The sequence below is a fragment of the Candidatus Pelagibacter sp. FZCC0015 genome (assembly GCF_007833635.1).
Taxonomy (GTDB): domain Bacteria; phylum Pseudomonadota; class Alphaproteobacteria; order Pelagibacterales; family Pelagibacteraceae; genus Pelagibacter.
Map to the genome: position 1 here is coordinate 1,277,848 of NZ_CP031125.1, position 23,789 is coordinate 1,301,636.

Annotated in this window: 29 protein-coding genes; 9 read left to right on the forward strand and 20 right to left on the reverse strand. The window is 29.0% G+C overall.

The window, feature by feature from the left end:
• The 5 genes from trhO to gatC are packed head-to-tail and all read right to left on the reverse strand — an operon-like array spanning position 1 to position 4,766.
• Positions 1-906, reverse strand: coding sequence for an oxygen-dependent tRNA uridine(34) hydroxylase TrhO (gene trhO, locus DT059_RS06770; protein ID WP_145597843.1), 906 nt, complete (start codon positions 904-906; stop codon positions 1-3).
• Positions 906-1,556 (reverse strand): O-methyltransferase, encoded by a 651-nt coding sequence (locus DT059_RS06775; RefSeq protein WP_145597844.1) that lies wholly within the window; start codon positions 1,554-1,556, stop codon positions 906-908. Before DT059_RS06775 ends, trhO begins: the two co-directional genes overlap by 1 nt.
• Before the next feature lie 5 nt (positions 1,557-1,561).
• Complete coding sequence (gene gatB, locus DT059_RS06780) at positions 1,562-3,025, reverse strand: Asp-tRNA(Asn)/Glu-tRNA(Gln) amidotransferase subunit GatB (protein ID WP_145597846.1); 1,464 nt, start codon at positions 3,023-3,025, stop codon at positions 1,562-1,564.
• Positions 3,022-4,479 (reverse strand): Asp-tRNA(Asn)/Glu-tRNA(Gln) amidotransferase subunit GatA, encoded by a 1,458-nt coding sequence (gatA, locus tag DT059_RS06785; protein ID WP_145597849.1) that lies wholly within the window; start codon positions 4,477-4,479, stop codon positions 3,022-3,024. The genes gatB and gatA overlap by 4 nt, the downstream gene beginning before the upstream one ends.
• Positions 4,479-4,766 carry an Asp-tRNA(Asn)/Glu-tRNA(Gln) amidotransferase subunit GatC gene (gene gatC / locus DT059_RS06790; protein ID WP_075485199.1) on the reverse strand — a complete coding sequence of 96 codons (288 nt, stop codon included), beginning with the start codon at positions 4,764-4,766 and terminating at the stop codon, positions 4,479-4,481. Before gatC ends, gatA begins: the two co-directional genes overlap by 1 nt.
• A gap of 50 nt (positions 4,767-4,816) precedes the next feature.
• Between gatC and ruvX the strand changes: the two genes are divergently transcribed.
• From ruvX to DT059_RS06825, 7 genes are read left to right on the forward strand one after another with little or no spacing between them, the layout of a single operon-like run.
• Positions 4,817-5,272: a Holliday junction resolvase RuvX gene (ruvX, locus tag DT059_RS06795; RefSeq protein ID WP_145597851.1), complete on the forward strand. Its 456-nt coding sequence runs from the start codon at positions 4,817-4,819 to the stop codon at positions 5,270-5,272.
• Positions 5,273-5,314: 42 nt separating this feature from the next.
• Positions 5,315-6,256 carry an aspartate carbamoyltransferase catalytic subunit gene (locus DT059_RS06800; RefSeq protein ID WP_145597853.1) on the forward strand — a complete coding sequence of 314 codons (942 nt, stop codon included), beginning with the start codon at positions 5,315-5,317 and terminating at the stop codon, positions 6,254-6,256.
• The gene (gene pyrC / locus DT059_RS06805; protein WP_145597854.1) at positions 6,257-7,543 is read left to right on the forward strand and encodes a dihydroorotase; all 1,287 of its coding nucleotides are present in this window, start codon (positions 6,257-6,259) and stop codon (positions 7,541-7,543) included. It abuts the gene before it with no gap.
• 2 nt (positions 7,544-7,545) lie between these two features.
• The gene (gene plsY, locus DT059_RS06810) at positions 7,546-8,124 is read left to right on the forward strand and encodes a glycerol-3-phosphate 1-O-acyltransferase PlsY (RefSeq protein WP_145597856.1); all 579 of its coding nucleotides are present in this window, start codon (positions 7,546-7,548) and stop codon (positions 8,122-8,124) included.
• Positions 8,125-8,161: 37 nt separating this feature from the next.
• On the forward strand, positions 8,162-10,747 hold the full coding sequence (topA, locus tag DT059_RS06815; RefSeq protein WP_145597858.1) for a type I DNA topoisomerase: 2,586 nt from the start codon (positions 8,162-8,164) through the stop codon (positions 10,745-10,747).
• Positions 10,744-10,923 carry a hypothetical protein gene (locus DT059_RS06820; RefSeq protein ID WP_145597860.1) on the forward strand — a complete coding sequence of 60 codons (180 nt, stop codon included), beginning with the start codon at positions 10,744-10,746 and terminating at the stop codon, positions 10,921-10,923. The genes topA and DT059_RS06820 overlap by 4 nt, the downstream gene beginning before the upstream one ends.
• Complete coding sequence (locus DT059_RS06825) at positions 10,920-11,381, forward strand: RidA family protein (RefSeq protein ID WP_145597862.1); 462 nt, start codon at positions 10,920-10,922, stop codon at positions 11,379-11,381. Before DT059_RS06820 ends, DT059_RS06825 begins: the two co-directional genes overlap by 4 nt.
• A gap of 2 nt (positions 11,382-11,383) precedes the next feature.
• On the opposite strand, the gene DT059_RS06830 is transcribed toward DT059_RS06825, so the two are convergent.
• On the reverse strand, positions 11,384-12,682 hold the full coding sequence (locus DT059_RS06830; RefSeq protein ID WP_145597872.1) for a UDP-glucose dehydrogenase family protein: 1,299 nt from the start codon (positions 12,680-12,682) through the stop codon (positions 11,384-11,386).
• Positions 12,679-13,494, reverse strand: coding sequence for a sugar phosphate nucleotidyltransferase (locus DT059_RS06835; protein ID WP_145597874.1), 816 nt, complete (start codon positions 13,492-13,494; stop codon positions 12,679-12,681). The genes DT059_RS06830 and DT059_RS06835 overlap by 4 nt, the downstream gene beginning before the upstream one ends.
• Positions 13,495-13,498: 4 nt before the next feature.
• On the opposite strand from DT059_RS06835, the gene panC reads away from it, so the two are divergent.
• A complete protein-coding gene (panC, locus tag DT059_RS06840) occupies positions 13,499-14,344 on the forward strand; it encodes a pantoate--beta-alanine ligase (RefSeq protein WP_145597876.1) in 846 nt (281 codons plus the stop codon).
• A 2-nt stretch (positions 14,345-14,346) separates the two neighbouring features.
• Here panC and mgtE read toward each other — a convergent pair whose 3' ends face one another.
• Positions 14,347-15,720 carry a magnesium transporter gene (mgtE, locus tag DT059_RS06845; protein WP_145597878.1) on the reverse strand — a complete coding sequence of 458 codons (1,374 nt, stop codon included), beginning with the start codon at positions 15,718-15,720 and terminating at the stop codon, positions 14,347-14,349.
• Between the two features lie 61 nt (positions 15,721-15,781).
• Here mgtE and lipB point away from each other — a divergent pair, with 61 nt between their 5' ends.
• Positions 15,782-16,399 (forward strand): lipoyl(octanoyl) transferase LipB, encoded by a 618-nt coding sequence (lipB, locus tag DT059_RS06850; protein WP_145597880.1) that lies wholly within the window; start codon positions 15,782-15,784, stop codon positions 16,397-16,399.
• On the opposite strand, the gene DT059_RS06855 is transcribed toward lipB, so the two are convergent.
• From DT059_RS06855 to rpsH, 12 genes are read right to left on the reverse strand one after another with little or no spacing between them, the layout of a single operon-like run.
• Positions 16,377-17,294, reverse strand: a complete 918-nt coding sequence (locus DT059_RS06855; RefSeq protein ID WP_145597881.1) for an RluA family pseudouridine synthase — start codon at positions 17,292-17,294, stop codon at positions 16,377-16,379. The two genes, lipB and DT059_RS06855, sit on opposite strands and share 23 nt — an antisense overlap.
• 10 nt (positions 17,295-17,304) lie before the next feature.
• Positions 17,305-17,748, reverse strand: a complete 444-nt coding sequence (gene rplQ, locus DT059_RS06860) for a 50S ribosomal protein L17 (RefSeq protein ID WP_145597883.1) — start codon at positions 17,746-17,748, stop codon at positions 17,305-17,307.
• Entirely contained in the window at positions 17,748-18,776 is a 1,029-nt protein-coding gene (locus DT059_RS06865; protein WP_145597885.1) for a DNA-directed RNA polymerase subunit alpha, read from the reverse strand. Before DT059_RS06865 ends, rplQ begins: the two co-directional genes overlap by 1 nt.
• On the reverse strand, positions 18,776-19,225 hold the full coding sequence (rpsK, locus tag DT059_RS06870) for a 30S ribosomal protein S11 (protein WP_145597887.1): 450 nt from the start codon (positions 19,223-19,225) through the stop codon (positions 18,776-18,778). Before rpsK ends, DT059_RS06865 begins: the two co-directional genes overlap by 1 nt.
• Positions 19,226-19,227: 2 nt before the next feature.
• On the reverse strand, positions 19,228-19,611 hold the full coding sequence (gene rpsM / locus DT059_RS06875) for a 30S ribosomal protein S13 (RefSeq protein WP_023853721.1): 384 nt from the start codon (positions 19,609-19,611) through the stop codon (positions 19,228-19,230).
• A gap of 54 nt (positions 19,612-19,665) precedes the next feature.
• Positions 19,666-20,229, reverse strand: a complete 564-nt coding sequence (locus DT059_RS06880) for an adenylate kinase (RefSeq protein ID WP_145597889.1) — start codon at positions 20,227-20,229, stop codon at positions 19,666-19,668.
• On the reverse strand, positions 20,230-21,510 hold the full coding sequence (secY, locus tag DT059_RS06885; protein WP_145597891.1) for a preprotein translocase subunit SecY: 1,281 nt from the start codon (positions 21,508-21,510) through the stop codon (positions 20,230-20,232).
• Positions 21,511-21,519: 9 nt separating this feature from the next.
• Positions 21,520-21,972, reverse strand: a complete 453-nt coding sequence (gene rplO / locus DT059_RS06890) for a 50S ribosomal protein L15 (RefSeq protein WP_145597894.1) — start codon at positions 21,970-21,972, stop codon at positions 21,520-21,522.
• Complete coding sequence (gene rpsE / locus DT059_RS06895) at positions 21,972-22,487, reverse strand: 30S ribosomal protein S5 (protein WP_145597896.1); 516 nt, start codon at positions 22,485-22,487, stop codon at positions 21,972-21,974. Before rpsE ends, rplO begins: the two co-directional genes overlap by 1 nt.
• Before the next feature lie 2 nt (positions 22,488-22,489).
• Positions 22,490-22,846, reverse strand: a complete 357-nt coding sequence (gene rplR, locus DT059_RS06900) for a 50S ribosomal protein L18 (protein WP_145597898.1) — start codon at positions 22,844-22,846, stop codon at positions 22,490-22,492.
• Complete coding sequence (rplF, locus tag DT059_RS06905) at positions 22,846-23,385, reverse strand: 50S ribosomal protein L6 (protein WP_075503619.1); 540 nt, start codon at positions 23,383-23,385, stop codon at positions 22,846-22,848. The genes rplR and rplF overlap by 1 nt, the downstream gene beginning before the upstream one ends.
• Positions 23,385-23,780, reverse strand: coding sequence for a 30S ribosomal protein S8 (gene rpsH / locus DT059_RS06910; protein ID WP_145597901.1), 396 nt, complete (start codon positions 23,778-23,780; stop codon positions 23,385-23,387). Before rpsH ends, rplF begins: the two co-directional genes overlap by 1 nt.
• Between the last annotated feature and the right edge of the window lie 9 nt (positions 23,781-23,789).

A 23,789-nucleotide genomic window follows, 5' to 3' on the forward strand; every position in this document is an offset into this window, starting at 1 on the left:
TTAATACTCTTTTTGGAAGATATGTCTTTTTCCTGCTTCTTTAGCAAGATTAATTTGTTTTTGTCTCATCCTAAATCTTGATTTTTGATGATCTGTTAGATTGTCGTGACAATTTGGACATGAAACACCCTCTTCATATTTTTTTGATTTTTTATCCTTACGAGATACAGGCTTCCTACAACCGCTACACATTGAATAAGAACCAACTTTAAGACCGTGTTTTAAACTAATCCTGTTATCAAAAACAAAGCATTCACCTTTCCATAAACTTTTTTTCTTATTTGTTTTTTTAAGATAATTTAAAATTCCACCATTTAACTGATAAATGTTATTAAACCCTTTATTCTCCAAATATACAGATGCCTTTTCACAACGAATTCCACCAGTACAAAACATAGCTATAGGTTGATTTTTTTTTAATTTTTTTAGATATTTTGGAAAATCTCTAAAGTTATCAACATCAGGATTGATTGCTCCCTTAAATGTTCCAACATCGTACTCGAAAGGTTTTCTTGCATCTATAAGAATAGTATCCTTTTCTTTAATCAGCTTATTCCATTTGATTGGATCTACATGGCTATCTTTTTTCTTTATTCTTTTATTTAAAATTAAATTCATAGGAACAACCTCGTTTTTGATTTTCACTTTAGGTTTATGAAATGGTTGGAATAAGCTTTTAGACTTATTGCTGCTGTTAAATTCTTTAAATTTAAAAACTCTTTTTAAATTGTTAACTGTGAATTTAATGTCTGCAGCTTTACCAGAGATAGTTCCATTTACCCCTTCTTTAGAGATAATTATCGTACCTCTAATGTTTTTCTTTTTTAAAGTTTCTAATAAAACTTTTTGATTTTTCTTTAGATAAGAAATTTTGACAAATTTATAAAAACCAACTACTTCAAACATTATAATTTTCTACAAACAGTCATACCATCACCAAGAGGAATTAATAACTTTTCAACCCTTGTATCCTTTGAGATATGACTATTAAACTCTTTAATATTTTTAGTAAATTTATCATTATTGTTTTCATTCACAACTTCTCCATACCATAAAACATTATCAATGATTATTAGACCATTTTTGTTCAATAATTGTAAAGAACGTTCATAGTATTCAATATAATTCATTTTATCAGCATCAATAAAAACTAAATCAAACTTTTCATTTTTAATTTCATCTAAACTTTCTAAAGCAGGTTTAATTAATGTTTTTATTTTATGATCTTGATTAGCTTTTTTAAAAAAATCTATTGCAACTTTATTAGTTTCTTCATTTTTATCTAAAGCAATTATTTTGCCATCATCTGATAGTGCCAAAGCCATAGATAACGTACTTAATCCTGTAAATGTACCTATCTCTAAAACCTTTTTGATATTTGAAATTTTTATAATTAAATGCAGAAATTGACTTTGTGAAATTGATATTTGCATTCTTTTGATATCGCCAAGAGAAGTGTTGTAATCAATTATTTCTTTTTGGACTGGATGTAAATTATATCCATGACTTAAAATATACTCTTGGAGTTCTTTAGTTATATTTAGGTCTGAACCCATAAATTCTAAAGTTTTTTCTTTAAAATCTCATTAACTAATTGAGGATTTGCTTTTCCACCAGAAACTTTCATAACTTGACCCACAAAGAAACCAAATAATTTAACTTTACCTGATTTATATTCAGTAGCTTTATCCCTGTTATCATCAATAACCTTGTCTATCAGCGCCTCGAGTGCTTTTGGATCGCTTTCTTGTTTTAAACCTTTTTCTTCAACAATTTTTTTAGGATCTTTGTCACCTTCCATCATTTGTTCGAAAACTGTTTTTGCAATTTTTCCAGAAATTGTTCCATCTTTAATTAAATTAATTAATTTTGACAAGTTACCGGCGCTTATAGGGCTTTCAGTTATTTCTAAATTTTTTTCATTTAAGGCTGCAAATAATTCTCCAATTATCCAATTTGTTGCAAGTTTTACATCCGATTTCTTAATTACATTTTCAAAGTAATTTGATGTTTCAATATCAGATACTAAAATGTTTGCTTCGTAAGGTGATAGTTTAAATTTTTCTATAAACCTTTTTTTCTTTTCATCTGGTAGCTCTGGAATTTCTGATTTTAAGTTTTCAATAAAATCATCTGAAACTTCTAATGGCAATAAGTCTGGATCTGGAAAATATCTATAATCATGAGCATCCTCTTTTGATCTCATTGATCTAGTTTCATTCTTTTTAGTATCAAAAAGTCTTGTTTCTTGATCAATCGTTTGACCATCCTCGATTAAATCAACTTGCCTGTTAGCCTCGTATTCAATTGCCATTTGCATGAACTTTATTGAATTAACATTTTTAATCTCACATCTAGTTCCAAACTCTTTTGAACCTTTTTTTCTAACAGATACATTTACATCGGCTCTCAAAGATCCTTCCTGCATGTTTCCATCACAAGTTCCTAAATATCTCATTATAGATCTTAATTTTTTAATATATGCATTTACTTCATCTGGGGATCTTAGGTCGGGTTTACTTACAATTTCCATTAAAGCCACACCTGATCTATTTAAATCTACAAAAGTATTTTTCGGATCTAGATCATGAATGCTTTTGCCCGCATCTTGCTCCAAGTGTAATCTTTCTATACCTACTTCTTTTTGACCATCTGGCATATCAAGAATTACTTTACCTTCACCTACAATTGGATCTTTGAATTGTGAGATTTGATACCCCTGAGGTAAGTCAGCATAAAAATAATTTTTTCTATCAAAGACAGATCTCTTGTTGATTTTAGCTTTTAAACCAATCCCTGTTTTAATAGCTTGTTTTACGCAATACTCGTTTATTACTGGCAACATTCCTGGAAATGCTGCATCAACTAAACTTACTTGAGTATTTGGCTCAGCTCCAAATTTAGTCGCTGATGTTGAGAATAATTTTGACTCCGATGTGACTTGTGCATGAACTTCTAAACCAATGACAACTTCATATTGATTATCATGTCTATTAATTAGATATTCAGATTTGTTTTTACTCACTTAATCCACCAATCAGTAATATTGTTTTTAAAATTAATTTTTTCTTCCATAGCATATGCAATGTTTAAAATATTTTGTTCATCAAAAGCTTTACCAATTATTTGTAATCCTAATGGATATCCTTTAGCATCATGGCCTGCTGGTATAGAAATTCCAGGTAAACCTGCTAAATTTACAGGAACAGTAAAAATATCATTTAAATACATTGAAACCGGATCATTTGTTTTTTCACCAATTTTAAACGCAGAACTTGGAGTGGATGGGGTTAGAATTGCATCAACTTTTTTATAAGCATCATCAAAATCATTTTTAATAAGTTTTCTTACCTTTTGTGCTTTAAGATAATAAGCATCATAATATCCTGAAGATAAAACATAAGTTCCAATCATTATTCTTCTTTGAACCTCAGCACCAAATCCTTCAGATCTAGTTTTTTCATACATATCAATAAGATTTTCTCCTTCAGCTCTAAAACCATATTTAACACCGTCGTATCTAGCCAAATTAGATGAGGCCTCTGCTGGTGCTACTATGTAATAAGTTGGTAGTGCATAATTAGTATGAGGTAAAGATATATCGATAATCTCAGCACCACAATCTTTTGCGTATTCAATACCTTTTTTCCATAGGTCTTCTATTTCTTTAGGCATACCATCTACTCTATATTCTTTGGGTATTCCTATTTTTTTACCTTTAATATCTTTTGTTAATTCTTTGCTGTACTCGTTTCTTTTAAAATCTATTGAAGTAGAATCTTTTTCATCATAAGTGCTAATTACTTCCTGTAACAATGCACAATCTTTAACATTTTGTGCCATTGGACCAGCTTGATCGAGGGATGATGCAAATGCTACAATTCCGTATCTAGAGCAACTACCATAAGTAGGTTTTAGTCCGACAGTTCCAGTAAATGAAGCGGGCTGTCTTATAGATCCACCTGTATCTGTTCCAATAGTTATTGGTGTTAATTGAGCTGCTACAGCAGAAGACGATCCACCAGAAGATCCTCCTGGAACTAAATTTTTATCAATTGGGTTTTGTACATTACCAAAAAAACTAGTTTCATTAGATGAACCCATTGCAAATTCATCACAATTTAATTTACCCATTAGGATAGCTCCTTCATTCCAAATGTTTTGTGTGACTGTTGACTCATATGTTGGAACAAAGTTATTTAAAATCTTACTTCCTGCGGTAGTTCTTAAATCTCTTGTACAAAATAAATCTTTTACAGCCATTGGAATGCCAGGCAATTTCAGATCGAGATTAGGTTTTTCATCAAACTTTTTTGCTTTATTTAAAGCATTTGCATAATCTTCGGTTATATATGCATTTAATTCTTTTGATTTTTCTGATCTTTCAACAAATGCTTTAGTAACTTCACTTGAGGAAAGTTTTTTACTTTTTATATTTTCTACTAACTCAGATAATGATTGTTTAATTACATCTGACATTATTCAATTACCTTTGGTACTACAAAATAATCTTCATTTTCCTTCGGAGAATTTTTTATTACTTGATCTCTTAAGTTTTTACTTTTTACTTCATCTGATCTTAGTTTTAGAGTTGTTTCAGCAACAGAAGTTAATGGTTCAACATTGTCAGTTTTTAATTCGTTAAGTTTTTCAATAAAATCAAAAATTGAATTTAAATCTCCTGCAAGTTTCTCTGCTTTTTTCTCATCTACAGAAATTCTTGATAGTTTAGATATGTGCTTTATTGTTTTAAGATCGATGCTCATATGGTATTTAAATATGTCGCAAACTATCACTTAAGTTTAAAATATACAATATGATCACTATTGAAGAATTCAAAAAAAAACAGTCTGAAACCTCTAGATTGATTGGTTTAGATCTTGGTTCAAAAAGAATCGGTGTATCAATTTGCGATGAAAAACAGTCAATAGCCACACCTTTTAAAACGATCAATAAAACCAATAATGATGATCTAATAAACGAATTAAAAAAAATAATAGAGGAAAACAATATTAAAGGAATTATCATTGGATATCCAATTAACATGGATGGTTCATTAGGTCCTTCTGCTCAATCAGTAAGTGATGTATCTAAAAATATAGAAAAAAATGTTGATGTAGATGTTTGCTTATGGGATGAAAGACTTTCAACTGTTGGGGCATTTAATCTATCCAGTCAGCTTGATGTTAATGTTTCTAAGCGTGAAAAAAACATAGATCAAAATGCAGCTGCATTTATTCTTCAAGGAGCTATAGATTATTTAAACAATTAATCCTTGCCATTTAGGGGCTTTATAGCTATAGAGTTAATTTTAATGGCAATTAAAACCAATAAAGCTATTAAAATTTCACAAAAACATCTGTTAGGTATCCAAGATTTATCAGTTAATGATATTAATTATATCCTGGATGAGTCAGAAGCTTTCATCAAATTAAACCAGAGTAAAAATAAAAAAATTGATGTGTTAAGAGGCAAAACTCAAATAAACTTATTCTTTGAGCCATCAACTAGAACACAAAGCTCATTTGAACTTGCTGGAAAAAGACTTGGTGCAGACGTCATGTCAATGAATATGGGTAACTCAGCCATTAAAAAAGGTGAAACTTTAATTGATACGGCCATGACCTTAAATGCAATGCATCCTGATATAATTGTGATCAGACATCAAGACTCAGGTGCTTGTAATCTGTTATCTCAAAAAGTTAATTGTGTCGTTCTAAACGCTGGTGATGGTAGACGTGAGCATCCTACTCAAGCGTTATTAGATGCATTAACAATTAGAAATCGAAAAAAAAAAATTCAGGGATTAAAAATAGCTATATGTGGAGACATACTTCATTCAAGAGTAGCTAGATCAAATATTTATCTTCTTACAATGTTGGGAGCAGAAGTTAATATAGTTGCACCATCCAATCTTATGCCAAAAGAAATTGAAAAGTTTGGTGTTAACACTTTTACTGATATGAAAAAGGGACTCAAAGATTGTGATATTGTAATGATGCTTCGATTACAAAATGAAAGGATGACCAGTTCATATCTTTCATCGAATAGAGAATACTATGAATATTATGGATTAACACCAGATAAACTTGATCATGCAAAGTCAGATGCTTTAATTATGCATCCTGGTCCAATGAATAGAGGAATTGAAATTGATACAAGATTAGCTGATGACATAAACAAGAGTGTAATTAAAGAACAAGTTGAATTAGGTGTTGCTGTAAGAATGGCATGTTTAAAAATATTTTGTGAATAAATGAAAAAACAATACTTTATAAATGCAAACATAATTGATCCTCATAATTCCATAAACGAAAATGGTGGATTAATAATTGGAGAAGACGGAAAGATAGAAGCAATAGGAAAAAAGGTAAATACAAACAATTTACCAACTAGAGAAAAACCTACTGACTTAAAAGGTAAATATATATTTCCTGGTATAGTGGATATGAGAGTTTTTGTAGGCGAGCCAGGATATGAATATAAAGAAAATTTTAGGACTTTAAGTAATGCAGCATTATCTGGAGGAGTAACTTCCGTCGTAACCATGCCTAATACAGATCCAATTATAGATAATGTATCTATTGTAGATTTTTTAAAAAGAAGAGGACGTGATAAGTCTAAAATAAATATCTTTCCTTGCGCTTCATTAACTCAAAACACTGATGGTACTAATATGACTGAATTTGGGTTACTAGCTAAAAAAGGAATTGTTGCTTTTACTGACGGAGTAAAAACAATTCAAAATACTAGACTTATGTCTAGAATTATGAATTCAGCTAAAGATTTGGAATGTCTAATAATGCAACATGCTGAAGATTACGATTTAGCTAAAAATGGAATGATTAATTCTGGTATTATTGCAACAAAACTAGGCTTATCAAGCATACCAGATATTGCTGAAAGAATTATAATTGAAAGAGATCTTACTCTCCTAGAAAAAACTAAATGTCGATATCATATATCTCAACTATCAGCAGGAAAATCTGTAGATATAATTAAGGAACGTAAACAAAATGTTAAATTTACTTGCGGTGTATCAATAAATAATCTTTCATTAAATGAAAATGATATTGGAGATTTTAGAACATTTTTAAAATTATCACCTCCACTGAGAAGAGAAGAAGATCGAGAAGCTTTAGTTCAAGGATTAAAAGATAAAACTATTGATGTAATTGTTTCTGACCATAAACCTGAAGATGAAGAATCTAAAAGATTAACTTTTGCACAAGCTGCAACTGGTGCATCTGGTATTGAAACATTGTTATCCTTAAGTTTAGAATTATTTCACAATGGATCTGTAAAACTTGAAACTATAATTCAAGCTTTAACCTCTAACCCAGCAAAAATATTAAATATAAATAAAGGAAACCTGTCTATTGGTAATGATGCGGATTTTTGTATAGTAGATATCAATAAACCATGGATTGTAAAAAAAGAAAATTTAATCTCTAAATCTAAAAATACTTCAATTGAAGATAAAAAACTTCAAGGAAAAGTAACCAATACATTTGTAAAAGGTATAGAATTATTTAAAATATAAAAATGGAACTTTTTATAATAGGTATAATCTCATACCTAATGGGATCAATTCCTTTTGGATTAATTTTAACTAAAATATTTTTAAAAAAAGATATTAGAGAAATTGGTTCTGGTAATATTGGCGCAACAAATGCTTTAAGAACTGGCAATAAATTAATTGGTTATTCAACACTAATACTTGATGTGTTAAAAGCAGTAATACCTGTTTTATACACAAAAATTAATTTCCCTGATGCAGTATATATATCAGCTTTATGTGCTTTTATAGGTCATGTTTTTCCAGTATGGTTAAAATTTAAAGGTGGCAAAGGTGTAGCCACATATGTTGGGATACTTTTTTCTTTAAATATTATTTTTGGTTTAGTATTTGGTATTTGTTGGTTAATAATTTTTTTTATTTCTAAATATTCATCTTTAGCTTCCTTGATAGGATCACTTTCTATACCTGCTTATATTTTAATTTTTGAAGGTTCTGAAAATGTACTTTTTTACGTAATAATGTTTATTTTAATATTTTTTACCCACAGAGAAAATATTAAACGCCTGAAAAATAAAGAAGAAACTAAGACAAAAATTTATTAATTTGACTATCAAACTCTTTTGAGTAGTTTGTTATTTTATGAATCTAGTCATAGTTGAAAGCCCTGCTAAAGCGAAAACAATTAATAAATATTTAGGTGATAACTATACCGTTTTAGCAAGCTATGGTCATATTAGAGATCTTCCTTCAAAAAATGGGTCAGTTGATCCTGATCAAAATTTTAAAATGGAATGGGAGGTTGATAGCTTTTCAAAAAAATATTTAAAAGAAATTACTGATGCAGCGAAAGAATCTTCAAAAATAATTCTTGCTACTGACCCAGATCGTGAGGGTGAAGCTATAGCTTGGCATGTAAAAGAATATTTAGATGAAAAAAAACTTTTAAAAGACAAAGAAATTGAACGTGTGGTATTTAATGAAATAACGAAAAAGGCAGTTACACATGGCATTGAAAATCCAAGACAGATAGAGCCCTTACTAGTCGATGCATACATGGCTAGAAGAGCATTAGATTATTTGGTGGGATTTAATATATCACCAATACTTTGGACTAAACTACCTGGTTCAAAATCTGCCGGTAGAGTTCAATCCGTAGCGCTGAAATTGATCACTGAAAGAGAGCATGAAATTGAATTATTCAAGCCAGAAGAATTTTGGACTTTAAGTATTAATTTTCAGGATAAAAACAAAAGCAATATTACAGCAAGTATTTCTCAACTTGATGGAGAAAAAATTGAAAAATTTTCATTTAAAAAAAAAGAAGAAATTGAAAAGGCAATTGATAATATTAAGAACAAAAAATTTAACATAACTGATATTTCCTCAAAAGTTGTTAGCAGAAATCCATCGGGACCATTTACTACTTCAACACTTCAGCAAGTTGCTTCTAGTAGATTGGGTTTTGGTGCATCAAGAACAATGCAAATAGCACAAAAACTTTATCAAGGAATAGAAATTGAGGGAGATACAGTTGGGTTAATTACTTATATGAGAACAGATGGAACTAATTTATCAGCTGATGCTGTTTCTGATTTTAGAAATTTTATTAAAAATGAATATGGAAATGAATACTTGCCAGATAATCCAAATAATTACTCTGGAAAAAAAGCAAAAAATGCTCAAGAAGCCCATGAAGCAATAAGACCGACAGATATTAATAGAAATCCAGATTCTGTTAAAAAGTATTTAAGTTCTGACCAGCAAAAATTATATTCTTTAATTTGGTCTAAAGCTCTATCGTCTCAAATGGAGACAGCAAAATTTGATAGAAATACAATAACAATTGAGTCTGAAGATGGTAAAACGATATGTAAATCAAGCGGATCGGTTTTGAAATTTGATGGATTTTTAAAAGTTTATTCAAATCAAAGCAAAGATGATGATGAGCAAATTTTGCCAGAGATGTCAAAAGGACCAATTAATATAGAAGCCCTTATTGATGAACAGCATTTCACACAACCTCCTCCACGTTACTCAGAGGCGAGCTTGGTTAAAAAATTGGAAGAGCTAGGCATTGGAAGACCTTCAACTTACGCAAGTATAATTTCAACAATCGCAAATAGAGGTTATGCAGAAATAGTTAATAAAAGATTTTTCCCAACTGACAGAGGTAAATTAATTTCTGCATTTTTGGAAAAACTTTTTTCAAAATACGTTGATTATAACTTTACAGCTGGATTAGAGGATCAACTAGATGAAATAACTTCTGGAAAAGAAAGTTGGTTAAAAGTTCTAGAAATGTTTTGGAAAGATTTTAATAGTAATGTTTCAGAGGTAAAAGAAAAAAGAACTAGAGAGGTTTTAGATCTCTTAAATGAAAGTTTGGGAGCATTGATATTTGACACTGATAAAGAAGGAAAGATAGTTAGAAAATGTCAGTTATGTGACACAGGTTCCCTTAGTTTAAAAAACAGTTTTAGAGGAGGTGCGTTTATTGGATGTTCAAACTATCCAGAATGTAAATTTACAAGACCACTATCAAAAACTAAAGCGGCTGCTCAATCACAACTTGCTGAACCAAAATTTCTTGGAAAACATGAAAATGGAAATGATATTTTTTTAAAAAATGGAAGATTTGGTCCGTACCTTCAGTATGAGAAAGTTTTTGAAGAGAATATTGAAGAAGAAAAACCAAAAAAAAGAAAAAAAACTAAGAAAAAGAAACCTGAGGTAAACGAACTATTAAAAAATGTGTCAATTCCAAAAGGAATTGAATTAGAAAGTATAGATTTAGAAAAAGCTAAATTTTTATGCTCACTTCCTAAATCACTGGGTGTTAATCCAGAGAATCAAAAAGAAATCACCTTAAATACAGGGAGATTTGGTCCTTATTTGAAATGCGAGAATAAATCGGCAAGAATAGAAAATGTCGATGAAATTTTTTCTATAGGATTAAACAGAGCTATTACACTTATAGCTGAAGCAAAACCAGGAAGAATGTCATCATCAATTATTAAAGACTTGGGTGAACACCCTGAAGATAAGAAGCCCGTGAGAATAATGAAAGGACAATACGGACCTTATATAAAATACAAATCTTTAAATGCAACAATACCTGAGGAAAAAGACCCAACTGAAATCACAATGGAAGAGGCTCTAATTCTTATTGAGAAAAGAAGAGAATACGATAAGAATAAGAAGCAAAAAAAAAGAAAAGCTAAATGAAAAAAATATTCTTCCTAATAATCCTATCTTTTTTTATAAATAATTATTCTCTAGCAAATGAAAATTGTTCTTCATATAAAAAATTATCTAAAGAGTATTTAAAATGCTTAGGTGGAAAAGTTAAAAAGAAAACATCAGGTTTAGGTCTTGATACTAATAATATTAAAGAAAAATGAATTTTGAAGAGAGTCTAATTAAAAATAATATAAAACTTCCAGAGCCAAAAGCTCCAGTTGGTTCATACGTAGCAACGAAAATAACAGGGAAACTCTTATACATTTCTGGTCAAATTTCAATTTCAGAAAATGGAGAATTAATTAAAGGTAAGTTAGGCAAAGAATTATCTACCGAGGATGGGTATAAGGCTGCTGAAAGATGTGCTTTAAGTATAGTATCACAAGCTAAAAGTGCATGTGATGGAGATTTAAATAAAATAAAATCATGTATTAAATTAACTGGATTTGTTAATTCTACTGACGAGTTTACTGATCAGCCAAAAGTTATAAATGGAGCATCTGATCTAATTGCTTTAATCTTTGGTGAAGCTGGTATGCATACAAGGGCTGCTGTAAGCACTAATAGTTTGCCCTTAGGTGTATCAGTTGAGGTTGATGCAATTTTTGAATTAAATTAATATTATCTTCCAATTCCAAAATATTTAAAACCCATTTTCTTAATCTTATCAGGAGAAAAAATATTTCTCATATCGTAAATAATCAGATTTTTATTTTTAGAAAATTTTTTAAAATTTATTGATTTAAAATCATTCCATTCTGTATGAATTATAATTAAATCTGACCCTTTAACAGAATCTTGTATAGATTTTGAGAATTTAACATTTTTTAACTTACTAAATTCTTTTTTAAAGCCAGTTGGATCATAGTATTTAATTTGAGCACCTTTTCTTGATAAATAAGGAATTAATTTTAAGCTTGAAGAATCTCTCATATCATCTGTGTTAGCTTTAAATGTTACTCCCAAAAAAGATATTTTTTTATTTTTAACTTTATTTTTTAATATTGAATTAACTCTTTTTTGCAATATATCTGACCTAATTTCATTGGATTTAATTACACTTTTTATTACTGATAAATTAGTTTTAAATTTATCTGCCGTAGAAACAATTGCTTTAGTATCTTTTGGAAAACATGATCCACCATAAGCTGGTCCTGCTCTTAAAAATCTACTTCCAATTCTTTTATCAAGACCTATACCTATGGAAATATCCTCAACATCAATCCCGGTTTTTTCACATAAATTTGCTATTTCATTAATAAATGTAATTTTAGTTGCTAGAAAAGCATTCGATGCATATTTAATTAATTCTGCAGCACGTCTATTGGTAGATACAAACTTCGCACCTTTGGATATTAAAGGTGAATATAGGTTTTTTAATATTTTTTTAGATTTTTCATCATTAGAACCAATAACAACTCTATCAGGATAAATAAAATCACGTATTGCCTCTCCTTCTCTTAAAAATTCAGGATTTGAAACAACAGAGAAATACTTTCTACTTACCTTTTTGGCAATAATCTTCTCTACTTCATCTCCTGTTGTTACAGGAACTGTAGATTTATTGATTATAATTTTGAATTTATTTATAGATTTAGAAATTTCTTTTGCTACAGAATAAACCTGGCTAAGATCTGCACTATTACTATTTCTTCTAGTAGGAGTTCCCACACATACAAAAACAATATCGGATTTCTTTATAGATTCTTTCAAGTTTGTTGAAAAATTTAGTCTTTTATTTTTATAATTTTTTAAAACTAATTCTTCTAAACCAGGCTCATAAATAGGTAGAATGCCTTTTTTTAAATTATTAATTTTGTTATTATCTTTATCTACACATATAACATCATTACCTAGGTCAGCAAAACAAACACCGCTTACTAAACCAACATAGCCAGTACCAATCATGCATAATTTCATAATTTACCTATTATTTTTGAAGAGTTGATGTAACCTTTCATTGTTCCACAATCAAGATATTTACCTTCAAAATTATGTGCTACAAATTTCTCTTTGTCATTTATTAACTCTTGAATTGCATCGGTTATATGGATTTCATTTCCTTTACTTGGTTTTAATGATTTAAGTTTCTTAAAAATTTTACGTGGAAGTATATATCTACCTATAACAGCATTATTTGACGGTGCATTTTTAACAGATGGTTTTTCTACAACACCATCAATCAAATAATCTGTTTTATTTAATTTTTTATTTAATTTATATATGCCCCATCTAGAGACGGTTTTTTTATTTACTTTCATAGAAGCCATAACAGAGGCTTTATATTTCTTATGAGCTCTAATCATGGCTTTTGAGCAATTTTTTTTAATTATTAGGTCATCAGGTAATAGCATCAAAAAATATTTATTTTTAATAAATTTTTGTGTTTTAAGGACGGCATCACCAGTGCCTTTAGGAATATTTTGATATACAAATTTTATTTTTTTTTTATATTTTAGTATTTTTTTATACTCATCAATTATTCTTTTATCTTTCTTTTTTTCAATAATATTTTGATAAAATTTATCACTGTAAAAGTATTTTTTAATCATTTGTTTCTTGGTAGATATTATAAAAACTATTTCTTTAATTCCGGCATCAATACATTCATCAAGAATATACTCAATTCCAGGCTTACCGTTTATAGGTAGAAGCTCTTTAGCAAATACACTAGTTAAAGGCAGTAGCCTAGTGCCTAAACCAGCCAAAGGAATAATTGCTTGTTTAATCATTTAAATGTTTTACTTATTAAATATTTTAATACAAATGAAAATTTTATTAAACAATACGTCATTATTTGAATCATTAAGGCCATTTAATGACCTTGGCTTTGTTCCTACTATGGGTGGAATACACAAAGGTCATTTGTCACTAATAGATAAATCAAATAAACTTTGTAAAAAAACAATTGTAAGTATTTTTGTTAATCCAAAGCAGTTTAATAACAAAAAAGATTTAAGATCCTATCCAAGAAATATCAAGAAGGATTTAAAAATTCTTAAAAAAAGCAAAAAGGTTGATTTTGTTTATGTTCCTAAATTTAAAGACATATACGATGATAAAAAAAAATCACAAATTACATTACTTAAAAAAGACGAAATTTTGTGTGCAAAGTTTAGAAAAGGTCATTTTGAAGGTGTTTTAGATGTAATGAATAGACTAACTAAAATTATAAAACCCAAGAAAATATTTATGGGAGAAAAAGATTTTCAACAATTATTTTTGGTAAAAAAACATTTAGAAAAATTATATAAAACCAAGGTCATTCCTTGCAAAACAATTCGCGATAAAAATAATGTAGCACTTTCATCAAGAAACTTTCTTTTAAATAAGTCTAGTTTAGTCATTGCTGCAAAAATTTATAAAAAATTAGTAAGTATTAAAAAAAATATTAAAAAAAAGAAAAAAATTTGGAGCTTTTTAAATCTTCAAAAAAAAGAATTAAAAAATAATTATAAAATAAAAATTGATTATTTAGAGTTGAGGAAAATAAATAATTTAAAAATTTCAAGTACAAAAAAAAATTCAAGATTATTTATTGCTTATTATTTAAACAATGTAAGATTAATTGATAACCTGTAATTTTATAAAAAGTAAGCTCCAACTCCCAAGAAAGAAACAAAACCAATTACATCTGTAATTGTTGTCACAAAAACACTTGAAGCAATCGCTGGATCTATATTCATTTTTTTTAGGGTAAAAGGAACTAGTATGCCAAATAATCCAGCTATGATCATTGTTAGTACCATTGATATTGCTATAATCAGTGAAAGGATGCTGTCTTGAAACCATATCTGAACAATTAAAGCGCTTATTACTGCAAATATAATTCCATTTAAAATACCAATAGAAAATTCTTTAAATACATTAGATGAGAAATTATTTTGAGTTAAATCATTTGTGGCTATAGTTCTTACTGTAACTGCGAGTGTTTGCATTCCAGCATTTCCTCCCATTGAAGCTACAATAGGCATCAAGAAAGCTAATACTACCATTTGTTCGATTGTTGCTCCAAACAAACTAATGCACCATGTGGCTAGAAAGGCAGTAAATAAATTAAGCAAAAGCCAATTGAATCTTCTTTTTGTCTTTTTTACAACTCCATCAGTAATTTCTTCATCACCTACCCCTGCTAATCTTAAAGCATCTTCCTCTGCTTCTTCTTTCAAGACTGTTAAAACGTCATCGTTCATAATCATACCAACTAATTTATTATTTTTGTCTACAACGGCAGCTGAATTTAAATTGTAATTTTCAAATAAGTTAGCAACTTCCTCTTTATCCATTTCAACAGGAATTAATAATTGAGATTCTGACATAATTGTTGCCATTTTAGTATCTCGAGGTGTTGTTAAAACTCTAGATGAAGGAACAGTACCTATTGGTTTAAAATCCTCATTAACAATAAAAATTTCTAAAAACTCCTCAGGTAAATCTTTGTTTTCTCTTAAATAGTCAATTGTTTGACCTACAGACCAATTACTTGGTATAGCTGTAAATTCACGCTGCATAAGTCTAGCAGCAGTGTCTTCTGGATAGCTCAAGCTTTCTAATAGTGCAAATCTATCTTTAGGGGGTAAAGAGCTAAGGATTGCATTTTTATCCTCTTCAGGAACATTTTCTAATATAGATATAGCATCATCTGACTCTAAACCTTTTAGAATACTCACTATAGACTCTGAAGATAAATACGTAATAATTTCCGACTGAATAGATTCATTTAATTCAACAAAAACTTCTGGATCAATATTGAAATTATTTAATTTAATTAAACTTTCTCTATCCCCTTCACTAAGGTGCTCAATAATATCCGCAGCGTCAGCAGGGTGCATATCGTTAAATGAATTGGTAATAAATTGAGCGTCGTTGTTAGCTATTTTACTAGTAACAACTCTTATATATTCTTTATTAAATTCAAAATTTACTTTTTTATCTTTAGTTTTTTTTGTTAAAGACATAAATCTACCTATAATTTAGATTTGCACTATTAATACATAATAAAGATAATACAAATTATAAATGAATATAGAGATCAAAAAGTCAATAAAACCAGTAAATTATTTTGATGCTATTAATATATTAGAGTCGAGATTAAAGGATTTATATGAAAATAATGAGAAAGAATTAATTTGGATTTTGGAGCATAATGAAGTTTTTACTGCAGGGACTTCCTATAAAGAGAATGAGATTATTGATAAATCCATTAAAATACTAGAAACAAATAGAGGTGGTAAAATTACTTACCATGGACCTGGTCAATTAATTTGTTATTTTGTTTTAGATTTAAGAAAAAAAAAGGATATAAGAAAATTTATAACAATTATCGAAAAAACAATAATTCAAACTTTAAAATTTTATAAAATAGAAACGTTTCCAGATAAAGATAATATCGGTATATGGTATAAATATAATAATGAAGTAAAAAAAATTGCTGCAATAGGTATCAGGGTTAGTAAATGGATTGCCTATCATGGTTTTGCAATAAATATAAGTAATGATCTAGACAATTATAAAAAAATTATACCATGTGGAATTTCAGACAAAGGAGTAACTAATTTAAAAAATATTTTAGATCAGGATTACTCAGATCTAAGTGATATATTAATTAAAAATTTTATTTCAAATTTGAAAATCTAAGTCTTTTAGATTTTAAAAGTTTTCTAAAATAATCAGGTAACAATGCTGAATAAGTATGTTTTATGTCATTAATTTTAAATTTAATTTGAAATGAATGAAGCATTAAATTTTTATTAATTCCTTTATTAGAATTTGATAATTTATATTTTGTATCACCAAATATAGGATTTCCTATTGCATATAATTGTTTTCTTAACTGATGTTTTCTGCCAGTAATAGGTTTTAACTCTAATAAACTTGCTTCAGAATTTTTATCAATAACTTTAAAAATTGTTTTTGCTTTTTCTATTATTTTTTTATCACCATCGTATCTAATTAGATCATCATCCCAAACACCAGACTTTTTATTAATTTCCCCTTGGCATATAGCTAAATAAGTTTTGTGTACTTTTCTCAGTCTAAATAAAGAAGTAAGCAATTGAGCGCTCTCTCTACTTTTGGCCATAATAAAAACACCAGAGGTATCTTTATCCAATCTATGAACAGAATATGGTTTTGTTCCCTCAAAAATTTCACTTTTAGAAAAAATATCAACCAGATTTTTTTTTGATTTAGTTCCACCTTGTACAGATATGCCTGATGCTTTATTTAAAACAACAAAATTGTCATTGTTATCAATAATTTGATCTTCATTTGATTTTATAATTTCTTTTGATGGTAAAAACTTAATTTTTTTTTGGTGAATTATTTCTTTAAATTCAATGTTAAATATATTTATTTCATCTCTTGTTTTTACTTTAAAAGAGCTTTTAACCTTCTTTCTATTTAGTTTTATTTTTCCTGTTCTTAAATATTTTTCAACAAGTCCTTGTGGAATTTTTCCAATTTTTAATCTTAACCATCTGTCCAAACGCATATCATTACACGTCGAATCAACGATGTAAGATTTTTTCATGATTTAAGATTTAAGCTGAAGCTTGTTTTTTCTCTTCCGTTTTAGGAGATTCTTTAGTTGTATCTTTTTTTGGTTTATCAACTCTTTTGGCTTCAACGTCTCTGTCAACAAATTCAATTATTGCCATTGGAGCATTGTCTCCATATCTAAATCCAGCTTTGATTATTCTTGTGTAACCACCTTTTCTATTCTGATATCTTTTAGAAAGTGTTTTTTTAACTTTATTAGCTGATTTAATATCTTGTAGTTTAGAAACCAACATTTTGGTTGTCTGTAAAGTTTCTTTTTTTCCTAATGTTATTATTTTATCCGCTTGAGGTTTTAAAAATTTAGCTTTTGGCAAAGTGGTTTTAATCTGCTCATATTTAATCAAAGAATTCAGCATATTCTTAAGTAAAGCTTTTCTGTGTTCTGATGTTCTATTTAATTTCTTATTTGCCAAACCATGTCTCATTAAATTGCTTCCTCCAATTTCTTAGACATTTCTGCAATATTGTCTGGTGGCCAGTTAGGAATTTCCATTCCTAAATATAGAGACATACCTGTTAAAACTTCTTTGATTTCATTTAATGATTTTCTTCCAAAATTAGGTGTTCTCAACATTTCACCTTCAGATTTTTGAACTAGATCACCGATATAAATTATATTATCATTTTTTAGACAGTTCATTGATCTAACTGATAACTCTAACTCATCTACTTTTCTTAGTAAGTTTTTATTAAATTCAGGTTCAGTAGAAACTTCTTTTACAGGAGCTTCAACCGGCTCATCAAAATTAATAAACATTTTAAGTTGATCTTGGAAAATTCTAGCTGAATAAGCTACAGCATCTTCAGCAGAAATTGATCCATTAGTTTCAACTTCCATTATTAATTTATCATAATCTAGTGCTTTACCTTCTCTAGCAGTACTTACTGAATATGAAACTTTTTTCACTGGACTATAAAGTGAGTCAATAGCAATAAGGCCTAATGGTGGCTCTTCAGGTTTATTTAGCTCTGCAGGAACATATCCTTTACCTGTATTTACATTCATCTCCATATGAAAAGTAGTATTTTCATCTAGATTGCAAATAACTAAATCAGGATTTAAAATTTCAACATCTGCAACTGGAGCTATATCTGAAGCTTTAATTTCTCCAGGTCCTTTTGCGTCTAAAATTAATTTTTTTGTACCTTCATAATTACTTTTCAACGCTAAAGATTTTACGTTTAAAACTATATCAGTCACATCTTCTCTAACACCTTTTATTGAAGTGAATTCATGTAAAACTCCGTCAATTTGAATTGATGTAACAGCAGCTCCTCTTATTGATGATAATAAAATTCTTCTTAGAGAATTTCCTAAAGTTAATCCATAACCTTTTTCTAAAGGCTCAGCTACAATTTTTGCATGAGTTAAGTCATCACTTATTTGAACATCTAATTTAGATGGCTTAATTAATGACTTCCAATTTTTTACATTAACATTTTCGACTTCCATTAAACTCTCCTTTTCTTTGGTGGTCTAGTTCCATTATGAGGCATAGGCGTAGTGTCTTTGATTGACAAAATCTTAAATCCTCTAGCTTGCAATGCTCTTAAAGCTGTTTCCCTTCCTGATCCAGGTCCTTTGACTTCAACAGACAAAGTTTTCATTCCATGCTCAAGAGCTTTCGAAGCAGCAGAGTCAGCTGCTATCTGTGCAGCATACGGAGTGGACTTTCTTGATCCTTTAAACCCTTTTTGTCCAGCAGATGCCCATGAAATTACATTTCCATTTGTATCAGCAATAGAGATAATAGTATTATTAAATGTTGATTGCACATAAGCAATTCCGTTTAAAATATTTTTCTTAATTCTCTTTTTTTTTGAATAAGAACTTTTTACACTTTTCTTAGTAGACTTTTCTACTTTTTGATCTTTATTCTCAACCTTATCAGTTTTAGCCATAACTATTTTTTAGTTGGTGTTAATTTTTTTCCAGCAATAGCGATTGCTTTTCCTTTTCTTGTCCTTGCATTACATCTAGTTCTTTGTCCTCTAACAGGTAATTTTTTTCTATGTCTTGTTCCTCTATAACAAGCTAGATCAATTAATCTTTTTATACTTAATGAATAATCTCTCCTTAAATCACCTTCTACTTTGAAGTTTTGATCGATGTACTCTCTAATTTTTAAAATCTCTTCATCTGTTAATTCATTTACTCTTTTAGCTCTTGGAATTTCTAAAGATGAACAAATCTGCTGAGAGAATTTATCACCAATTCCATAAATATAAGTTAAACCTATATGAACAAGCTTATTCTGTGGAATGTTTATACCTGCGATACGAGCCATAATTTTGTGATAAATTGTGCCTTTTATATAAGAAGATTAATCAAAGTCAACGTCTTATACATTGATAAAAGTGTCTATTTTCCTTGTTATTTCTTCAATTTCTAAGCTTCCATCAATCTCTTTAAAATTTGGATTCTCAGAATAGAAATTTAGAACTGGTTGGGTAGTTTCCATGTATTTCTCATATCTTTTAACTATAGTATGACTATCATCATCAGACCTATTTTCTATAATTTTTCTCTTCTCAAGCCTTTTGAGAATTATTTCTTTATCTACGTTTAGAAATAAAATTAAATCTATGCTTTGATTTGAATTTTTTAATAACACTTCTAAATTTTTTGCCTGACTTAATGATCGAGGATATCCATCAAAGATTAATTTGTTTTTTTTTTGAGGATCAGATATTAAATTTTCTATTAGTTTATTAACAATATTATCACTTATAAATTTTCCATTCTTCATATCATTAGTTATAGCTTTACCAATGTCTGAATTTTTTTTGATTTCTTCTCTTAAAAGATCACCAGTTGAAATTTGAAAAGCATTTAATTTGTTTACAAGATATTTAGACTGAGTACCTTTTCCAGCACCAGGGGGTCCAAATAAAATTATATTCACTTACTTACCAAATTTTGTTTTTTTAATCAGTTGTTCGTATTGTGAACTCATTAATCTTGTTTGTATTTGTGTTACAGTATCGATAGCTACAACAACAACAATTAATATAGATGCACCACCTAAATAAAAAGGTATTGGATAGTTTGCAATTAAAAATTCCGGCATCAAACAAACTAGAGTTAAATATAGAGCACCAATCGTAGTTAATTTTGTTGAAATATTTTCAATATACAACGCTGTACTTTCGCCTGGTCTAATTCCTGGTACAAAACCTCCATACTTCCTAAGATTCTCAGCAGTTTCGGTTGGATTGAATGTTATAGACGTATAAAAAAAAGTAAAAAATATTATTCCTGATGCATACAGCAACATATAAAGAGGTTGACCTTGCGTAAAATAAGAGCTCAAGTTTAAAAATGTTTCATTGTTAGAAAATGAAAAATTTGAGAATGTTACCGGTAGTAATAGAAGTGCAGAAGCAAAAATTGCAGGAATTACTCCAGCCTGATTTATTTTTAAAGGTAAATGTGATGACTCTCCTCCATACATTTTGTTTCCCATTTGTCTTTTTGGATAATTAATAAGAATTTTTCTTAATGCTCTTTCCATAAAAACTACAAAAAGAATTGTAACAATTAATAGAACAAATATAGCTAGGATCATAAATGTTGAAACAGCACCCGTTCTACCTAATTCAAAAGTTGTAACTAAAGCTCTTGGAATTTCTGCTACAATACCAGCAAAAATTATTAACGATATACCGTTACCTATACCTCTTTGAGTAATTTGTTCTCCCAGCCACATTAAAAATATTGTTCCTGCAACTATTGTTGTAACAGTAGTTATTTTAAAAAAAGGTCCTGGGTTAATTACTAAGTCAGCCGATGACTCTAGACCAACAGATAAACCATATCCTTGAACTGTTGCAAGTAATACTGTTCCATATCTAGTGATTTGTGTAATTTTAGCTCTGCCTGTCTCACCTTGAGCTTTTAGATTTTTAAAATAGTCAGAAACCCCAGTCAAAAGTTGAACTATAATTGCTGAAGAAATGTAAGGCATAATACCTAATGCAAATATTGCCATTCTGCTAACTGCACCACCTGCAAAAACATTAAACATGCCAAGCAATCCTTTTTGATTACCTTCCATCATGATTTTCAGTTGTTCAGGATCTATACCAGGTAAAGGTACAAATGTTCCAAATCTATAAACGGCTAATATTAAAATAGTAAATATAATTCTATTTCTTAAATCATTTGTTGATGATGATGCACTCATATAAACAAACTATTTTTTTAATTGAATAGATCCACCAATTTTTTCTAGTTTTTCTATTGCTGATTTAGAGGCCAGATCAGCTTCAATATTAATTTTATCTTTTACTTCCCCAGATCCTAAAATTTTTAATTTTTTTGAGTTTTTATTTATTAGTTTAAGTTTTTTTAATAATTCAGAGTTTAATACTTCATTTGGATTGATATTTTTCTTGTCTATATAAGATTGAATTTTATCTAGATTTAAAATTGCAACATTCTCTTTTGATATTGGATTAAAACCTCTTTTTGGAAGTCTTCTGTATAATGGCATTTGGCCACCTTCAAAACTTTTTATAGCTACACCAGATCTTGATTTTTGACCTTTTACACCTCTACCCGATGTCTTTCCTTTACCCGAGCCAATTCCTCTTCCAACTCTTATTTTAGATTTATTGATTTTTTCTCTATTATTTAAAGTAATCATTATCCTCTTTTTTCAATTATTTCAGAAATTTTTTTATTTCTAATTGCTGATATTTGTTTTGGTGAACTTTGTTTCATTAATGCTTTCATTGTAGCTCTAATAACATTGTGTGCGTTAGAAGTTCCCATAGATTTTGCAACAATATCTTTTACTCCTAAAACTTCACACACTGCCCTAACAGGACCACCCGCAATAATACCTGTTCCTTTTGAAGCAGCTCTTAGAACTATTCTACCCGAGCCATCTTTTGCCTTAACATCATGATGTATCGTTCTGCCTTCTCTTAATGGTATATGAGTAAGCTTTCTTCTTGCCATCTCATTTGCTTTTTTTATAGCATCAGGAACTTGTTTAGCTTTTGCGTGAGCTATACCAATTTTACCTGCTTGATTTCCAACAACTACAAGCGCTGAAAATCCAAATCTTCTTCCACCTTTGACAACTTTAGTAATTCGATTTATGTGAACTAATTTTTCTAATATATCGTCTGTTTTTTTATCTTTAAAATTTTCCATAATTAAAATTCCATTCCGTTTTCTCTTAAAGTTTCTGCAAAAACTTTAATTCTACCGTGATATTTGTAAGAACCTCTATCAAAGTAAATTTTAGTAATATTTTTCTCTTGAGCTTTTTTAGCTAATTTTTGAGCAACCAATTTAGATAGCTCAGTTTTATTAACTTTGTCTGCTGATCTAAGGCCTTTTTCTATAGATGAAGCTGATAACAAGGTTACTTTTTTTGTATCATCAATTATTTGAGCTGAAATATTTTTTGATGATCTAGAGATACTTAATCTAAATCTATCTTTTGGAGCTACTTTTTTAACTTTATTGCTAACTCTAAATCTTTTTCTTATGCTAGTGTTTAATTTCATTACTTTTTCTTACCCTCTTTTTTAAGAACATACTGTCCTTTTTCTCGAACACCTTTTCCTTTATATGGCTCGATTTTTCTTAATGTTTTGATTTTAGAAGCAACTTCACCAACTAGCTGCTTGTCAGAGCCTGTAATTTTTAATGTTGTTTGTTTTTCTACGGCAATTTTAATGCCCTCTGGTATGTCAAAATTGATATCATGACTATAACCCAATTGTAAGTTTAACTGATTTCCTTTTAACGCTGCTCTATAACCAACACCAACTAATTCTAAGGTTTTTTCATAACCTGTGCTTGATCCAATAACAGCATTATTGATTAAACTTCTATTCATTCCCCAAAGTCTTTTTGAGTTTTGATCTACTTTTTTTGGTTTAATAGAAATTTCTTTACCCTCAATTATGTCTAAATTAAACATATCTAGATCAACATTGATTGATTTTTTCCCTAGAGGTCCTTCTATATTTATAATATTACCAGCTAAAGCAACTTTTACTTTTTCAGGGATTGATATGTTAATTTTTCCTATTTTAGACATTAAAATACCTTACAAATTATTTCGCCACCAACTTTTTGTTTTCTTGCATCTATGTCTGTCATTACTCCTTTTGGAGTTGAAACAATAGCAATTCCTAGACCATTATTTATTTTAGGCAAGCTATCAGCAGATGAAAAAATTCTTCTTCCAGGTTTTGACACTCTTTCAAAAGCACTTATTACTGGATTACCTGAATGGTACTTAAGTTCTAATGATAGCATTGGTTTCTTTTCTTCAGAACTTACTTTAAAATCTTTAATAAAACCTTCGTTTTTAAGTATATCTGCAATTTTTGTTTTAAAATTAGAAGAAGGTAATTCTACTTTTTTATGATTTCTAGCTTGAGCGTTCTTCACTCTTGCAATCATATCTCCTATTGGGTCACTTAAACTCATAATTTTCCT

Bases quoted from the DNA above. Each gene is read 5' to 3' on its own strand.
- trhO (WP_145597843.1), bottom strand. From the start codon at position 906: ATGTTTGAAGTAGTTGGTTTTTATAAATTTGTCAAAATTTCTTATCTA.
- DT059_RS06775 (WP_145597844.1), bottom strand. From the start codon at position 1,556: ATGGGTTCAGACCTAAATATAACTAAAGAACTCCAAGAGTATATTTTA.
- gatA (WP_145597849.1), bottom strand. From the start codon at position 4,479: ATGTCAGATGTAATTAAACAATCATTATCTGAGTTAGTAGAAAATATA.
- gatC (WP_075485199.1), bottom strand. From the start codon at position 4,766: ATGAGCATCGATCTTAAAACAATAAAGCACATATCTAAACTATCAAGA.
- ruvX (WP_145597851.1), top strand. From the start codon at position 4,817: ATGATCACTATTGAAGAATTCAAAAAAAAACAGTCTGAAACCTCTAGA.
- DT059_RS06800 (WP_145597853.1), top strand. From the start codon at position 5,315: ATGGCAATTAAAACCAATAAAGCTATTAAAATTTCACAAAAACATCTG.
- pyrC (WP_145597854.1), top strand. From the start codon at position 6,257: ATGAAAAAACAATACTTTATAAATGCAAACATAATTGATCCTCATAAT.
- plsY (WP_145597856.1), top strand. From the start codon at position 7,546: ATGGAACTTTTTATAATAGGTATAATCTCATACCTAATGGGATCAATT.
- topA (WP_145597858.1), top strand. From the start codon at position 8,162: ATGAATCTAGTCATAGTTGAAAGCCCTGCTAAAGCGAAAACAATTAAT.
- DT059_RS06820 (WP_145597860.1), top strand. From the start codon at position 10,744: ATGAAAAAAATATTCTTCCTAATAATCCTATCTTTTTTTATAAATAAT.
- DT059_RS06825 (WP_145597862.1), top strand. From the start codon at position 10,920: ATGAATTTTGAAGAGAGTCTAATTAAAAATAATATAAAACTTCCAGAG.
- DT059_RS06830 (WP_145597872.1), bottom strand. From the start codon at position 12,682: ATGAAATTATGCATGATTGGTACTGGCTATGTTGGTTTAGTAAGCGGT.
- DT059_RS06835 (WP_145597874.1), bottom strand. From the start codon at position 13,494: ATGATTAAACAAGCAATTATTCCTTTGGCTGGTTTAGGCACTAGGCTA.
- panC (WP_145597876.1), top strand. From the start codon at position 13,499: ATGTTTTACTTATTAAATATTTTAATACAAATGAAAATTTTATTAAAC.
- mgtE (WP_145597878.1), bottom strand. From the start codon at position 15,720: ATGTCTTTAACAAAAAAAACTAAAGATAAAAAAGTAAATTTTGAATTT.
- lipB (WP_145597880.1), top strand. From the start codon at position 15,782: ATGAATATAGAGATCAAAAAGTCAATAAAACCAGTAAATTATTTTGAT.
- DT059_RS06855 (WP_145597881.1), bottom strand. From the start codon at position 17,294: ATGAAAAAATCTTACATCGTTGATTCGACGTGTAATGATATGCGTTTG.
- rplQ (WP_145597883.1), bottom strand. From the start codon at position 17,748: ATGAGACATGGTTTGGCAAATAAGAAATTAAATAGAACATCAGAACAC.
- DT059_RS06865 (WP_145597885.1), bottom strand. From the start codon at position 18,776: ATGGAAGTCGAAAATGTTAATGTAAAAAATTGGAAGTCATTAATTAAG.
- rpsK (WP_145597887.1), bottom strand. From the start codon at position 19,225: ATGGCTAAAACTGATAAGGTTGAGAATAAAGATCAAAAAGTAGAAAAG.
- rpsM (WP_023853721.1), bottom strand. From the start codon at position 19,611: ATGGCTCGTATCGCAGGTATAAACATTCCACAGAATAAGCTTGTTCAT.
- secY (WP_145597891.1), bottom strand. From the start codon at position 21,510: ATGAGTGCATCATCATCAACAAATGATTTAAGAAATAGAATTATATTT.
- rplO (WP_145597894.1), bottom strand. From the start codon at position 21,972: ATGATTACTTTAAATAATAGAGAAAAAATCAATAAATCTAAAATAAGA.
- rpsE (WP_145597896.1), bottom strand. From the start codon at position 22,487: ATGGAAAATTTTAAAGATAAAAAAACAGACGATATATTAGAAAAATTA.
- rplR (WP_145597898.1), bottom strand. From the start codon at position 22,846: ATGAAATTAAACACTAGCATAAGAAAAAGATTTAGAGTTAGCAATAAA.
- rplF (WP_075503619.1), bottom strand. From the start codon at position 23,385: ATGTCTAAAATAGGAAAAATTAACATATCAATCCCTGAAAAAGTAAAA.
- rpsH (WP_145597901.1), bottom strand. From the start codon at position 23,780: ATGAGTTTAAGTGACCCAATAGGAGATATGATTGCAAGAGTGAAGAAC.